Annotated in this window: 14 protein-coding genes and 1 riboswitch; of the genes, 8 read left to right on the forward strand and 6 right to left on the reverse strand. The window is 39.9% G+C overall.

Annotated features, from left to right (window positions below):
* Positions 1 to 20: 20 nt before the first annotated feature.
* Positions 21 to 566 carry an NADPH-dependent FMN reductase gene (locus ACIROD_RS09055; protein ID WP_101223332.1) on the forward strand — a complete coding sequence of 182 codons (546 nt, stop codon included), beginning with the start codon at positions 21 to 23 and terminating at the stop codon, positions 564 to 566.
* 66 nt (positions 567 to 632) lie between these two features.
* Here the strand turns inward: ACIROD_RS09055 and ACIROD_RS09060 are convergent, their stop codons facing one another.
* The 6 genes from ACIROD_RS09060 to ACIROD_RS09085 all read right to left on the reverse strand — a co-directional run bounded on the left by ACIROD_RS09060 (position 633) and on the right by ACIROD_RS09085 (position 8,138).
* Positions 633 to 1,418 (reverse strand): glucose 1-dehydrogenase, encoded by a 786-nt coding sequence (locus ACIROD_RS09060; RefSeq protein WP_101223333.1) that lies wholly within the window; start codon positions 1,416 to 1,418, stop codon positions 633 to 635.
* Positions 1,419 to 1,433: 15 nt separating this feature from the next.
* Positions 1,434 to 2,288, reverse strand: a complete 855-nt coding sequence (locus ACIROD_RS09065; RefSeq protein ID WP_101223334.1) for a RhaT/GlcU family sugar-proton symporter — start codon at positions 2,286 to 2,288, stop codon at positions 1,434 to 1,436.
* A 265-nt stretch (positions 2,289 to 2,553) separates the two neighbouring features.
* Positions 2,554 to 4,380: an APC family permease gene (locus tag ACIROD_RS09070; RefSeq protein WP_402939772.1), complete on the reverse strand. Its 1,827-nt coding sequence runs from the start codon at positions 4,378 to 4,380 to the stop codon at positions 2,554 to 2,556.
* Between the two features lie 138 nt (positions 4,381 to 4,518).
* Positions 4,519 to 4,665: riboswitch (cyclic di-AMP (ydaO/yuaA leader) on the reverse strand.
* 346 nt (positions 4,666 to 5,011) lie between these two features.
* The gene (locus ACIROD_RS09075; protein WP_402939775.1) at positions 5,012 to 5,467 is read right to left on the reverse strand and encodes a GtrA family protein; all 456 of its coding nucleotides are present in this window, start codon (positions 5,465 to 5,467) and stop codon (positions 5,012 to 5,014) included.
* Positions 5,427 to 6,449 carry a glycosyltransferase family 2 protein gene (locus ACIROD_RS09080; RefSeq protein WP_101223337.1) on the reverse strand — a complete coding sequence of 341 codons (1,023 nt, stop codon included), beginning with the start codon at positions 6,447 to 6,449 and terminating at the stop codon, positions 5,427 to 5,429. The genes ACIROD_RS09075 and ACIROD_RS09080 overlap by 41 nt, the downstream gene beginning before the upstream one ends.
* Before the next feature lie 15 nt (positions 6,450 to 6,464).
* Positions 6,465 to 8,138: a DUF6044 family protein gene (locus tag ACIROD_RS09085; RefSeq protein WP_402939778.1), complete on the reverse strand. Its 1,674-nt coding sequence runs from the start codon at positions 8,136 to 8,138 to the stop codon at positions 6,465 to 6,467.
* A 168-nt stretch (positions 8,139 to 8,306) separates the two neighbouring features.
* Here ACIROD_RS09085 and galU point away from each other — a divergent pair, with 168 nt between their 5' ends.
* The 7 genes from galU (at position 8,307) to ACIROD_RS09120 (ending at position 15,569) form a co-directional block, all read left to right on the forward strand.
* A complete protein-coding gene (galU, locus tag ACIROD_RS09090; RefSeq protein WP_101223339.1) occupies positions 8,307 to 9,167 on the forward strand; it encodes a UTP--glucose-1-phosphate uridylyltransferase GalU in 861 nt (286 codons plus the stop codon).
* Positions 9,168 to 9,389: 222 nt separating this feature from the next.
* Positions 9,390 to 9,530, forward strand: coding sequence for a hypothetical protein (locus ACIROD_RS09095; RefSeq protein WP_230178076.1), 141 nt, complete (start codon positions 9,390 to 9,392; stop codon positions 9,528 to 9,530).
* A gap of 197 nt (positions 9,531 to 9,727) precedes the next feature.
* Entirely contained in the window at positions 9,728 to 11,122 is a 1,395-nt protein-coding gene (locus tag ACIROD_RS09100) for a cytochrome P450 (RefSeq protein WP_402939782.1), read from the forward strand.
* A 91-nt stretch (positions 11,123 to 11,213) separates the two neighbouring features.
* Positions 11,214 to 11,387 carry a hypothetical protein gene (locus ACIROD_RS09105; protein ID WP_402939785.1) on the forward strand — a complete coding sequence of 58 codons (174 nt, stop codon included), beginning with the start codon at positions 11,214 to 11,216 and terminating at the stop codon, positions 11,385 to 11,387.
* 485 nt (positions 11,388 to 11,872) lie between these two features.
* Positions 11,873 to 13,204 carry an amino acid permease gene (locus ACIROD_RS09110; RefSeq protein ID WP_101223522.1) on the forward strand — a complete coding sequence of 444 codons (1,332 nt, stop codon included), beginning with the start codon at positions 11,873 to 11,875 and terminating at the stop codon, positions 13,202 to 13,204.
* 446 nt (positions 13,205 to 13,650) lie between these two features.
* Positions 13,651 to 14,328, forward strand: a complete 678-nt coding sequence (locus ACIROD_RS09115; protein WP_402939788.1) for a FadR/GntR family transcriptional regulator — start codon at positions 13,651 to 13,653, stop codon at positions 14,326 to 14,328.
* 14 nt (positions 14,329 to 14,342) lie between these two features.
* On the forward strand, positions 14,343 to 15,569 hold the full coding sequence (locus tag ACIROD_RS09120; RefSeq protein ID WP_402939791.1) for a CynX/NimT family MFS transporter: 1,227 nt from the start codon (positions 14,343 to 14,345) through the stop codon (positions 15,567 to 15,569).
* Positions 15,570 to 15,656 lie beyond the last annotated feature (87 nt).

Raw genomic sequence — 15,656 nt, forward strand, 5'->3', positions numbered from 1 at the left:
AATCATTGGAGGTATTGAAGATGAAAGTTGTTGCAATAGTGGGAAGTATCCGTAAAGAGTCTTACAACCTTAAGCTTGCCAAATATATTCAATCTAGATATCAAGATCGGTTCGATCTTGAAATATTGAACATTCGGGATTTACCTTTTTATGATCAAGATATTGAAAATGACCCTCCATCAGTTGTAAAAGAATTTAAAAGCAAAGTGGCCGAAGCAGATGCAGTTTTGTGGGTAACTCCTGAATACAACGGTACGATTCCAGGTGTATTGGGCAATGCAATCGATTGGTTATCACGTGTCGATAAAGTCTTGATCGGCAAACCATCATGGATCATGGGTGCTTCAATGGGGCAATTAGGAACGGTTAAAGCTCAATTGCATTTGCGTGAAATCTTATTCGCAATAGGCATCGCCTCCCCACTCCTTCCAGGGAATGAAGTATATGTTGGTGCAGTGCATGACAAAATCGATAACGAAGGCAGGCTTACACATGAGTCGACTGTCCAGTTTATCGATACGGTCGTCGATAATTTCATTAGCTGGTATAATCATCATACTCGTTAATGCTTAAAAAAAGACTCCCAGCAGGTTTGAGCCTGCTGGGAGTCTTTTTGCATCATTAAACAAAATTCATCCTCTTCCCGCCTGGAATGCAGGGTATTTCGTCATTCCTCCGTCAGCGAATAGAGTGATGCCCGTTACATAACTGGACTCTGAAGATGCCAGCCATGCAGCAACCGCAGCAATTTCTTCAGGCTTTCCGATATACCCCATCGGAATCATGCTTTCAAGATCCTTTTTCTTTTCGGGATCTTCAAGCTTGTCGGCATTAATTGGCGTGGCGATGGCTCCAGGACCAATGCTGTTCACACGGATTCCCTTTGGTGCATATTCAAGAGCCAGTGTCTCCGTAAGCAGCTTCACCCCGCCCTTGCTTGCTGCATAGTGAACGAATAAAGGCCAGGGAATCATCTCATGTACACTGGACATGTTTATAACATTCCCTTTAATGTCGTTCTCGACAAAATACTTGATAGCTTCACGGCAGCCCAAGAAATTTCCCGTTAAGTTGGTATTGATTACCCTATTCCAGTCGCTTAACGGCATCTCGTGAGACGGAACCGGATTTTCAATTCCTGCATTATTGATGAATATATCGAGTTTCCCGAAATTCTTTATCGCTGATTGAACAAGATTAATCACATCTTCTTCAACGGTGACATCGCCTTTTACTGCAATTGCTTCCCCGCCATTTGTTTTGATTTCCTCCATTACACTATCCGCTTCCTCTGATTTAGTGCGATAATTAACCACGACCTTTGCCTTTTCCTTGGCAAAGCGAATGGCCATCGCTTTCCCTAAACCAGTGGATGAACCGGTTATAACAACGACCTTACCTTCTAAATCTGTATACATTTAATCACCCTCCAATTAACTTTTTGCCATCCCGAGCATAATCCCAGCAATGATGATCAAGATAATTCCGATTATGATTCCAATTAGTTGGCGTTTCGTTTTCTTTTCACGTAAAATGATGATCCCGCCGAGAGTTGAGATGACAATGCCCATTTGCGAAAGGGAAAAACTAGTGGCCACTCCCACACGGGGCTGGGATATGAATAAAAACATATTCCCTGCAGCCCATATCAATCCCGGAATGATATTGCGAATCGTATATTTATTAAACGGTTTATGTTTAAAAGTCAATAACAGACCGCCTATCACCATCCCTATCGCTTGAGGGAACAACGCTGACCATCCATCAACATCGAAAAGACGGGCCACGACCACATAAACCAAATAACCGAATGTCGAGATGAGGAGAATAACAATTCCTTTCTTCAAGTTTCCCGATTTGCCCTCTTTTGATTCTTTATCCTCCAGTGAGGTCAAGACGATTCCTATAATAATGAAAACTAATGCCAAGACGCCTAAAATGATCGCTTTCATTGTGGACCATTCGTTAAAAACGATGACCCCGAATAAAGTCGTTGAAATGAGCTGCATTCCAGTAGATATCGGCATCGTTTTGGATACTCCCATTAAATCAATGCTCTTAAGCTGATTAGCTTGTCCAACGGCCCAAAACAATCCAGAGACAACCCCGACTCCAAACACGAGAAATGACAACTTAATATCGGCAAAAATATAAACACCTATTGAAAAAATCAATGCGCCAATGGTTGTACCCAGTGTTTGACTATATGGCCCACCCCCGAGTTTCACATTAAATAAAACGATGCTTCCCCAGAATAGTGCCGGCAAGAGAGCTAATAATATATCCATATTCAACCCCCATATATGTAAGTTCAAAGCTAATAAATTTCATTTTGTCTTCTTTTTAATATGTTCGCTTTATTTGAATTGACCCTTGGTAATTTTATGAAGTATTTTTGCAAAAATAGTGTTCAACACAAAGAAGGCTTCCGATGCTAATAATATCGGGAGCGTTTAGTTGGAGAAAAGACAGCTGTACTGCGGTCTTTCCCTTTATAAGATTATAAAAAAAGCAAACCTTATGCAGGTTTGCTTCCAGTTATAGATATGGAACTTATTTCTTCAAATGATATGGCACTGTCGTTACAACCACATTTCTTTTATAAAGTAAGTAGGCGCGAATCAGTAAACTTGATTGGTTATGAAGTATATTGTGCCAGCCCTTCTTCGGAATGAATTGGGGGATGACCACCGTAACTTTATAATTGGATTCACTCGCCTTATGTTCAACTGTATCCACAAATTTAGTTAGTGGCTGAATGATACTTCTATAATAAGAATTCAGTGTAACGAGCCTGACATCCGGCTGCCACTTTTTCCACTTTTCTCCGAATTTCTTTTCATCTTCTCTTTCAAAAGCAACATAAACGGCAATGACCTGATTTGCTGAGAGCGATTTTGCATAATTTAAAGAGTTCTCAACCACATGAGTTATACCTGCCACAGGTACGATAATGATATTTCCTTCAATTGGTAAGATCGGCTCGCATGTTGTAATCCTTAGTTGGTCACCAACTGCTTCATAATGCTTTTTAATCCGATGAAAAATTAAAATGATGATAGGTAAAAAAATCAAAACAGGCCAAACCTGAGTAAATTTGGTTAAAAAGAATATCATCGTGACGATAAAGCTAATTATGGCACCAATTGAATTTATGGTTAATTTCATCATCCAGCCTTTTGGCTTTTCGCGAACCCATTTAACGATCATGCCAGTCTGGGACAACGTAAATGGAATGAATACCCCTACCGCATAAAGCGGAATGAGATTTTCAGTATGTCCTTCAAATGCGACAATCAAGATGATGGATGCAAGTCCCAGTATGATGATTCCATTGGAATACCCTAATCGGTCCCCTCTGATCGTAAACGCCCTTGGTATGAATTTATCCTTCGCAAGATTTACCGCAAGCAGAGGGAAAGCCGAATAGCCAGTATTGGCCGCAAGTATCAAGATCAGGGCAGTCGTACCTTGAATGAAGAAATACATGAAATTCCGTCCAAAGATCTCTTCAGCAATCTGGGAGACGACAGTTACCTCTGCGCTGGGAACAATGCTTAAATAATAGCCTAAGAATACGATTCCCGAAAATAATACAGCTAGCAATGAACCCATCGCTATTAAAGTTTTCGCAGCATTATTCGGGGCTGGATCTTTAAAGTTCGGGATTGCATTGGAAATTGCTTCTACTCCTGTCAAGGCGGAGCTTCCTGATGCAAATGCTCTTAGCAGTATAAATAAACTGATGCCCGCTACCGGAGTCCCGATTGATGTGTGCAATTCAGGTGAAACTCCTCCTGTTAAAATCTTGTAAATTCCAACACCGATCAAGATGAACAAGGCTAAAACGAATAGGTACACCGGATAGGCCAAAACAGAGGCTGACTCCGTAACCCCCCGAAGGTTCAGGATTGTAAGTAGAATCACGAATATGATGGCAATGACGACATTATAGGAATGCAGGCCAGGAAAAGCGGACGTGATTGCATCTGTACCTGCAGAGACACTTACAGCCACAGTTAATATATAATCTACCAATAAAGATCCTCCAGCTATCAGCCCTGGATTGACTCCTAAATTGTTTTTTGAAACCACATAGGCCCCCCCGCCATGCGGATAAGCGAAAATGATTTGTCTATAAGACAAAATCAAAGCAGCTAAGAGGATCAATACTCCGATCGCGATAGGGATGGAATACCAGAATGCTGCAGCACCGACCGTTATCAGGACGATCAATATTTGCTCCGGCCCATATGCAACCGAAGACAAAGCATCAGAAGATAATATCGCCAAAGCCTTTGTTTTGTTAAGCTTTTGTTCACCAAGTGCATTTGACTTTAAAGGTCTCCCAATCAAGAACCTCTTTATAGAAGATAACATCAAGATTTCACCACCATAGTTAATTTATAAGTTTATGTTACCCAGCTGTAGCAAAAAACTAGACGAAACATAAAAATGCCTACAAGTCATAGCTAAATAGACCTGTAGACATCAATTTTTTTGTCTAACAAGCTCCACCTTCCTTCTCATATAACGCTTACGAGGTTAGCTGTCGGATTCGGACCTAAGAGTAGCCCTACCTTTTTAAAAAGGATTCACCCCTTGGATTGTAAACAATCCCAATAACGGGTCCCCCGCACCATAAGGTTTAAGCGATTTAGAAATATGAAACTGTTGATTATCATACTCCCGTGAAATGGAAATGTAAATGAAAATTTTGCTCAAAAATAAATAATTCTTTGTAAGTGAGGTTTTGTTCTTGGCTTATATAACATAAGTCATGCAATGACATGATTCGAAGGTAGGAAAGGAGGTAAGTAAAGGTCAAAATCCAGGGGCATATGAACAAAAGGTGGTCCGAAAAGGAAAAAAATCACCTTCATGAAGAATGCGATGAATTAACCAGATCTGCCCCAGCTCGGATCGTCATTAAAAGGGTAAACTTGCATTAAATATCAAATTCCGCTTTTATTCCCGTCCAATAGGGGCACTATTCCACTGATTCACCTAATTAGTTCCTTCCTTCTTGAATTGGTCTCAGATTGCTTTTTTTAAAGACAAAGTATTTCTGGCCAATATAGTTAAGCACGGTATAAAAGATTGTTCCTATGAGAACAGCCAAATTTTGTTGTATGGATAAATGGACGGATCCTTCCAGTGATTCCGCAATGGCTTGGCCTATAGAATAAGCGGCGGAATAACAAATCAGGATGACGCATAAGAAACGGGCAACTCCTCGCCGCCATTCTATATCACTTTTAAAGGTAAAAGTCCTGTTCAAAAGAAAACTCGTTACTGCTCCCGTTCCATTGCCGAAAAAGGTGGAGACCCAGTAAGATAATTCAAGAACATTCATAAGAAAAAGCATGATGGAAAGTCCAACCGCTGTATTGACTATCCCAACCAATAAAAAGCGGATAAAGGAGTTAGTGTGTTTTAGATAGTTTCTCAATACTGTTCCGTTCATTATCTAGTTGCTCCCGTTTTTTTAAATCGAGCGGATTAAATAAATCAAGATCAACAATATATTTAGGCCGGCGTTTGGATTCATTATAGATTTTTCCGATATATTCCCCAATCAAGCCGACAGCAATCAACTGCAGTCCGCCGATCAACCATATGGAGGTGATTAATGAGGTCCAACCAGTTTCGGTCTGCCCATAAAACTTTAACCATAAAAAGTAAGACCCAAAGAGTAAGCTAATGAAAAAGGAAAGACATCCTAGCCATAATACAAGCCGGATCGGTGTAACTGAAAAGGAAGTAATGCCATCAAGCGCAAAAGCAACCATCTTCTTAAATGGATATTTCGTTTCCCCAGCCAATCTTTCTTTTCGGTCATAATAAACAGAATCCGTCTTAAACCCAATAAGCGGGACAATCCCCCTTAAAAAGAGATTCGTTTCATCAAATCGTTCCAACTCCGCGATTGCCCTTCTGCTCATCAGCCTGAAATCGGCATGATTATAGACAAGGTTAACCCCCATCTTGTTCATCAATTTATAAAAACCAGTTGCAGATGTCCGTTTAAAAAATGAATCAAGGTCCCTTTTCTGGCGGACACCATATACGATTTCACATCCTTCATTGAATTTCCGAATGAATTCAGGGATGACTTGAATATCATCCTGTAAATCTGCATCAATGGAAATCACACAATCCGAGGCTTCCTTGGCTGTAAACAATCCTGCCAGGAGTGCATTTTGATGTCCTGCATTCCGGGAAAGCTTTAGCCCGCGAACCAATTCATTATTGATCGTTTCCTTATAAATGATCTTCCAAGTTTGATCTTTGCTTCCATCATCAACCAGCAGGACTTTACTTTGACCAGAAACAACGTTTTCTTCGACTAATCCCCTCATCAATCCACAAAGCTGGGAAATGGTATCCTGCAAAACGCTTTCTTCGTTATAACAAGGTACAACAATCGTTACTATCGGTGAATTCATTCTATTCCCCCCTTTTCACATGACTCTGTATAAATGAATTTTCCATTTGCTTCCCTTCTTTGTGAAAACCCCATCTAGCACCAATCCGTTCTCCTTCGCGTTGTTGATTGGGATGGCAGAAAATATATATTTGCCACCTAATCCTTTAAAGGCATCCATATTAAGATCCAAATTTTCCAGCTCTTTCTTCGAGCCTTTCTTGAACATATAATGCTTCCCAAGCTCATCGGTAAATAGGTAACAACGTCCTCCCCATTCATCAAAGTAGATTCTGATGTTTTTATTCTTAGCCAATTCGTTTTCAATTATTTGACGAAATTGATGTTTGTAAGAAAGCGGATAGAAATTGTTATAGCTATCGAGCGTGTAAAATCCATTAAATTGTGCGATTGCAGGATGCAGCCCAATGCTAGCAACACGATACTCTTCCTGTGGAAGGTCAATATGATCTTTTATTTCCTGGAAAAGGCTTTCTGAATAGAACTCTTTAAAAGATGGTTTTTTATTGTAAGTGATTTCTTCATTGAAGCCCATTAAGATCATAATTTGGACGGCGATGAAAAATGAAAGGGTTTTCTTAGCATAATCGCTGTGTTCCCAAATGATTTTTATCGCGAGGGCAAAGCCCAAATAAATCACCATAGGCCTTAAAAAGTGAAATCTGGCAAAATTAAAGGTATCCAGGGTGTGAAACCTTTCCGTCAAAGGAACCCAGCCTTTATAAAACCAGAATGCGTACCATGCTGAGAGTATAAAGTTCAAGCCGAATAAAAATACATATACCTTTTCCTGTCGCCACAGTTTTTTGGTCAGAATGATATAAAGGGCAAATATTGTAATCGGCAGGATGATAAGCGCATGTACAGTCATGACATGCGTATGTCCAAGAACGAAATTTTTGAAAGTGAGCTTGATGACCCAATCGAGCGGCAGCCTTGCGTGAAAATATTCATCTCTGCTATTTGGCTCCGAATCAAAAATGAATGAAGACACCAAACGATACTCCACCAAACCAAAAATGAAGGTCATATACACGATCGAAAGAAGAAACGTTATATTCCACCCTTTTCTCCTGATCACATCCGTTAACCAAAGAAAGCCCATTGCAACAAGGAAAAAGAAAAAACCAAGCACGATGCTTGAATAAAGCGGCAAAAGTGTAAGGACCAAATAATTCTTCCACGAATGGTCCTTGCTGCGAATATTCAAAAAAGCCCAAAGTGCAAGCGGCATCCCAAGTGTACTGAGCATTCCCGACGGCCAAAATGGGGTAAGGGCAAAGGCCAAGGATGTTCCAACCCTGATCCAACCTGATTGGCTTCCTGTAACCAAATGTTTCTTTAATAAGATATACATACCAAAGAATGCAATAAATCTTGTTAATGCCTGGCTTATTGCATATGCAACCATTGTCGGAAAAAGTGCGTAAAGCCACACGATAATACTGAACTCACTGCCAAAGGCATTTCGGGGCAGACCATTCATGATCTGGGGAATTTCGGCATCTATCGCACCGAATAACTCACCGCTTTCTGAAAGGACTTTATACCAGGCAATGTTGGAATCCAAATTATCATGTACGCGAATATGCGCATTTTCTCCAAGGATGAATAAAGGAGAAAGATATAAAACAATGACGAGTAAGGCAAAAAGGATTTGTGTTCTCTCTTGTTTTTCAATTGGCAACATATACACCTCTTGACCAAATTCATATATCCATAATATTTGCTTCAAAGGTAAATCTATTCTTTTTCAGGAATTTATTTTAACCTATTTTGATATAGGTCAACCAATGGCCACATAAAATGAAGGGTAGAACTAAAAGCATATAAAAGAACCTTAAAAAGGGGCTGGGCTATGATAAAGAAAGCGGTGATTCCAGCAGCCGGTTTAGGAACACGATTTTTACCTGCTACGAAAGCTCAACCAAAGGAAATGCTGCCGATTGTCGATAAGCCGACCATTCAATATATTATCGAGGAAGCGGTTCAATCAGGGATTACAGATATTATCATCGTTACGGGTAAAAACAAACGTGCCATTGAAGATCATTTCGATAAATCCATTGAACTGGAAATGCTTCTGCAAATGAAAGGTCAAAATGAGCTGCTTAAGATCGTGGAGAACATTTCCAACATGGTGGATATCCACTATGTAAGACAAAAGGAACCTTTAGGTCTCGGGCATGCAGTATTATGTGCCAAAACTTTTATCGGAAACGAACCTTTTGCCGTCCTGTTAGGGGATGATATCGTGGATAGCCAGGTTCCAGCTTTGAAGCAGTTGATGGAACGGTATAACAAGGTTCAAGCGAGCATTATCGGATGTAAGGAAGTGTCACCTGCCGATGTCTCCAAGTATGGGATCGTAAATTTCCAAGAACGATATGAGGATTTATTTCTGGTAAGAAACTTAGTGGAAAAGCCAAAAGTGGAGGATGCACCATCAACACAGGCGATTATTGGCCGATATATTTTATCACCTGAGATTTTTGAAATCCTTGAAACCGTACAGCCCGACCGGAAGGGGGAGATCCAGCTTACCGAAGCTTTAGACCTTTTGTTAGAAAAGGAACCATTATATTCGTATATCATCGAAGGAAATCGATATGACGTCGGCGATAAATTCGGCTTCCTTCAGGCTTCAATAGATTTCGCAATGAAACGACCTGAACTTCGTGATCAGCTAATAACATATTTAAGGCAGCTGTTCCCTTAATCAAGTATATAACCCACGCCCAATTACCTAGAGGTGATTGGGCTATTTCCACATACCATCATCACTAAACTAGATATAACAGTCTTTTATAAATGCTTCCGTGAAATGTAAATGCAAGTGAAAATGTTGGACAAAGAAAGAATAATTTATTAAAAGTGAGGTTATGTTGATAACGTATACTTCATTATTTATCCAAACAACGATATCCAGAAAGGATTGTACATGCATAAAAAAACTAATAATCCAATAATATCAGATGAATTCCTAGATCAAGTGGTAAAGGAAATCAATGCAGAATTTGGCGGGCCCATTAAAGAAAAAAATGATCGCTTCCAACATAGGGACGATGAAGAAAGAAGGTAAATCCCACATCATCAAATCTAAAGCTTTCATGAAAAACTCTGGCTCTATTCAGCCAGAGTTTTTTTATGGCTTCTTATATAACCTTATTACTCCCATAGAATTATCCGCCCTTTCTTTAACGACTTGTCCAAACCAATTTAACTGATCCTCATAGAATGATTACATGTAATTATTTTAAAGAAAGGGGAAAAACCACATTGAGCCACGCTGATGATGTCTTCCGCACTTCTCCAATGGTTCCAAAAGGAAGGGTGATTTCCGGACATACAAAGGAGTTTCAAGCAGATCCCATTGGTTTTCTGACCCGATTGGCCAAGGAATATGGAGAAGTCGCTAAATTCCGTTTGGGCCCATTCCAAAATGTTTATCACGTTTTAAATCCTGATTTAATAAAACAAATACTCGTAACAAAACAAAAATCCTTCATCAAATCCAAGGACTTCAATGTTTTAAAACCGCTTATCGGTGAAGGTCTGCTTACAAGCGAAAAAGACTTTCATATGCGACAGAGAAGGCTTATCCAACCCTCTTTCAAAAAGAATCATATTAGCCAATACGCCAAGGATATGATTGATACCACAATGGATTATATATCAACTTGGCAACATGATGAAGAACGGATCATAACGAAGGATATGATGGACATCACTCTCGGGATAATCAGCAAGACGATGTTCAGCATGGAATTCAAGGATGGGTATGAAATTGTTGGAAAACCGCTGGAAACCGCTTTGAGAATTACAGTCAAAAGGATGAGAAAGATTTTCCGTATGCCATTATGGGTACCTACCAAAATCAACCGTGAATATAAAAAGGCGATACAAAGACTTGATAAAGTGATTTACGGCATTATTGAAAAACGGAAGAACGACACAGTAAAGCATGAAGACATGCTTGGGATCCTGATGGACGCACGTGATGCCGACGACGGATTGGGTATGACAAGCCATCAGGTCCGTGATGAATTGATGACTATTTTCCTTGCCGGTCATGAAACGACAGCAAATGCTCTTTCCTGGGCACTGTACGCAATTTCGAAGCATCCAGAAATTCAAGTCAAGCTTTTCAGTGAAGTGAATAGCATAATCGGTCACCGGACACCCAAGCCTGAAGACTTCATGAAATTACCATACACTCAAAATATCATTCATGAAACACTTCGCCTGTACCCGCCACTGTATATCCTATCCCGTGATGTGACGGAGGATGTCGTAATAGGAGGATATCGCTTTAAAAAAGGCGATATGATTCTAATAAGTTCTTATGTGATGCAGCATGATCCAGAGTATTTTGATCAACCGGAATCATTTATTCCTGAAAGATTTGAAAATAACTTCATGAAAAGCCTGCCTGCGTTCGCTTACTTTCCGTTTGGCGGAGGGCCGCGGGTTTGTATCGGCAATCATTTTGCGATGATGGAAGCGGTGTTTGTCCTGGCCTGCATTGCAAAGCGGTATAGGATAAAGCTTGCACATGATCATCATGAAGTAACCCCCCTTCCATCCCTTACACTCAGACCTAAGAGTGGACTGCGCATGGTGATAGAAGAAAGAGATTCAGAAGCCTTCGAACCTGGCGCATCCAATTTTTAAAGTGAAAATCTCATATAAACATAACATTTCATTGGTTCGATTACCGCCTATAACAGGCTTGCCTATTCTTTTGGAAAGGAGGGATGAAAAAATGTATATGCTCCATTCACCACGGAAGGGAATCATCCACACTGAATTGCACTATTTAGGGATGGCCTCGCAGGTATATTCCGGTTATTTGGAATTTCTAAGCGAAATTGACCCGATACAAGAAACCGAACACCTACAGCCGCCCCTTCTCCCCTTTTTAAATGAAAACGGATAGTCTCGTTAGCTTCTCCCGCTTCGTACCTTATATTAAAAGAAAAACCGACCTTGAATGGTCGGTTTTTTGTTCAGCAGTATGTTCCATAACCCCAAATCCAAAACCGCCATCACAACCTCATATTTATGGAAGGACTTGAACTGATTACATCATCTTATTCACTACCAACAAAATGTCAGAAATACTGCGATTAAACAGAATTATTTTTCTCTCTTTACAATATGTATTTATTTCATTATAGTGCCTTACGCCGATTTGTTAATTTTTCCTTTGATTTATTTCATAAAATCCAAATACTTTTAGATAATAAAAACTATTCCTGTTTTGCTGATTAGGAATCTATTCCAGTTCACCTGCCTAAATTGACATTTTTCCGATTCATGATATATTGATATAGTACTTTAGTACGTGAAAGCGTTCAATAAAAGAAGAACTTCCTAGTTTTACTTATAGACTATTTTATTAAAAGGAAAGGCATGAATAAAATGGAGAAGACTCATCAAGATTTAAAAAAGGGCCTATTGCCGAGGCATGTCCAGTTCATTGCTCTAGCCGGAATGATAGGAACAGGGATTTTTAAGGGGAGTTCCGATACATTAAATATGGCAGGTCCAAGTGTTGTAATAGCCTATTTAATAGGGGGGCTATTGTTATTTATTGTAATGGCCGCATTAGGAGAGATGGCAACCGCTTTTCCTAATTTGAACGTACAGCATCTCATTAATAAAGCTTTTGGGTTTCAACTATCCTTCATAGTCGGTTGGCTCTATTGGTTTAACTGGATTATCGTGATCATTGTAGAGATAGTCGCAGCCGGAAGCTTTCTACAATATTGGTTTCCTACAGTACCATTATGGCTGTTAAGTATACTTTGCGCTTCAGTAATTATAGGAATTAATTTGTTTCAAGTAAAATACTATGGAGAACTCGAATTTTGGTTCGCAGGAATTAAAATAATAACCTTGATTGCCTTTATTATTTTAGGAGCTTTGATCATGCTAGGACTTTTTCCTAGTACTGCTTCATTTTCTAATTACACGGAACATGGTGGTTTTTTCCCAAAAGGAATTGACGGAATGTTAAGTGCACTTTTAGTGGTAATGTTTTCATATGGTGGCGCAGAATTAATTGGTGTAGCCGTTACGGAAACAAAAGATAGTCAGCGAGTCATACCAAAAATCATTAAAGGAACAGTATGGCGGGTGATTCTTTTCTATGTCTTGCCGATATTTATTATTTGCGGGGTAATACCTTGGAACCAAGTAAGCACTGAGGTAAGTCCATTCGTTCAGGTTTTCAGCTTATCGGGTCTTCCCGGAGCCGCCGATATCATGAATTTCGTTCTTTTAACCGCTGTCTTATCAGCTGCAAATTCAGGTATATACGCTACTTCAAGGACACTGTTCACTCTTTCCCATAATGGGGAAGCGCCTAAGGCATTTTTAAAAACAACAAAAAAGGGTATCCCGCTTAATGGTATATTTTTAACTACATTATGCATATTGGCTGGTGTGTTTTTATCCTATTTGTACCCCGACCTGATTTTAAGCTACCTTATGGCCATTCCTGGATTCACAGTTTTATTATTATGGATCAGTATTTGTTCAGCGCAATTGAAGCTGCGTAAGCAATACATTGGCAAACCAGGTTTCCGGGTAAAATGGTACCCATATACAACTATATTAGCCATCACGGCATTAAGCATTATCTTTTTGGCATTTATCTTTAATAAGCAAAACATCATTGGGACTACAGTATGTCTTGTCACGTTAGTGATATTTATCCTTCTTTCCTTTATTGTCAAACAAAAAAAATAGAAATATTATCCTCCCTGACTTTAATGGGGATTTCAGACTGAAGGCAAACTCGAAGAAAGTCGAGTTTGCCTTCAGTCTTTTTAGTGCTAGTACAATTTGAACGTCGATTGGAATGTTTTTTTAAAACTATGGACCAACTGGCGGTTCCATCAATTGAAATGGTCTCACCCCTCACAATGATTTTAAACAAACTTGGGTTACGAGTTTTGGATGAAACCCACTTGGATTGAAGAATTTTGAATAACTGGCTAGTCGAGACCCCGCTAGATGCTTGCTTTGATGAGGCATGGCAAGCAGTCGGCTGAAAGGGAGCGGATTTCTGAAATTTTTTTCTGAAGAATAAAAGGAAACAAATTTGGATTTAAAATACTCGTTTGCTCCATTTTCAACATACATATGTTAAAATAGCCAATGACCCAATCATCCTACAAATTAGAGGTGTTATCTTGTCTATATCTAAAACAAATCGCTTATCACTTGTAGAGCAAGTGGTTTCCCAAATCGAATCGTTAATCGAATCAGGTGAATGGAAAATTGGAAATCAAATTCCCCCTGAAATGGACTTGATCCAACAGTTCGATGTAAGCAGAAATACATTAAGGGAAGCTGTACGATCACTTGTTTATGCAGGGCTATTAGTAACGAAACAAGGAAAGGGGACATTCGTAAGGTCATCAAGTGCCTTGGGGGCAGCATTTGAAAGAAGGATCCAGCAGTCAAGTTTATTAGAAACGTTAGAGGTCCGTCATGCCCTTGAAAGAGAGGGAGCTCAGTTAGCGGCATTAAGACGTAATCAAGAAGATATAGAACAATTGCGGTTTCATATATCAGCATGCAGTAAAGCTGCCGAAGCAAGGGATATCAAGGCTTACGAAGAAGCCGATATAAAGTTGCATAAATCGATTATGGTTTCATCACATAATGATTTATTGATTGATTTGTACGAACATATGGAACACTCCCTGCATGAATCCATCCATCAGATAGTAGAGATGAGTTCTGATGAGAACTTTCATTTGAACATTCATTGCAAACTTGTAGATGCCATCATCGAACAAGATGTGAACCGGGCAATCGAAACAGTGAATGAATACATTGCACAATTCAAAAAATCTATAGAGTAAGTAAGGAGGAGACTATGGGCATTCATCAAGCGGTAAATCAACTAGAACAAACAAAAATGGATATTAAACCCAGAGTTGGACTACTCATCATCGGAATCATTCTTCTGGGGGCAAATCTGAGGGCTCCCTTAACTTCGGTTGGCCCCCTTGTCACTTCGATCCGAGATAACTTGGGGATATCCAATACATTATCAGGTTCATTAACGACATTGCCTTTGCTTTCCTTTGCTTTATTATCACCGTTTGCACCTAGGATAGCACGGCGTTTTGGAATGGGGCTTACGCTTTTCCTTTCCTTGATATTACTAACAATCGGAATTGTTATCCGCTCAGTTGGCGGAGTGCCGACATTGTTCATTGGGACCATTTTAATCGGGTTAGCCATTGCAATCGGCAATGTATTGTTACCAAGTCTGATTAAACATAACTTTGCCAGGAACATCGGTTTGATGACAGGAACCTATGCTGTTTCCATGAATTTATTTGGCGCAATAGGTTCCGGGATCAGCATTCCCCTTGCTTCTTCCTCGGGATTGGGATGGGCTGGGGCCCTTGGATGTTGGGGAATTTTATCGCTTATTACAGTTTTCTTATGGATGCCGCAATTAAGGCGGCCATCCAAGTCAGGGAAGGATGTACAAACGGCACAAAAGGATAAAAAGATTAACTTATGGCGTTCTGGTTTAGCTTGGCAGATAACATTCTTCATGGGTTTGCAATCGTTTATTTTCTATACAGTAATTACCTGGATGCCGGAAATCCTGGAGCAAAAAGGCCTGAACGCTGATGAAGCTGGTTGGATGCTATCCATCATGCAGCTTGCAGTCATCCCAATAACATTCCTTGTGCCAATTTTAGCTGGACGCTTACAAAGTCAGCGTCAGTTAGTGGTCCCGCCTGTCGTCTTCCTTATTGCAGGGATATTCGGCATATTATATGGAAGCACTCTCTTCATACCAGTATGCATGATATTGATTGGGATTGGAGTTGGAACCATATTCAGTTTATCGATGATGTTCTTTAGTCTTCGAACACAAAGCACCCATGAGGCGACGGAATTATCAGGAATGGCTCAATCATTCGGGTACCTCTTAGCTGCCATTGGACCAGTATTATTCGGCTTGCTTCATGACATTACACACAGCTGGACAGTTCCCTTATTGATGTTGGCCGCAATATCGGCACTTATTTTCATTGTTGGAATGCGTGCAGGAAATAATGAATATGTAACTACTCAATAAAGCCAGTAAAGGTTCTAAACGGCCATGGCCCCGGTATTGTACCGGGGCCATTTACATACCAGCCACTGATAGCAGTACGACAGGTTC

The sequence above is a fragment of the Peribacillus sp. NPDC101481 genome (assembly GCF_044767165.1).
Taxonomy (GTDB): domain Bacteria; phylum Bacillota; class Bacilli; order Bacillales; family DSM-1321; genus Peribacillus.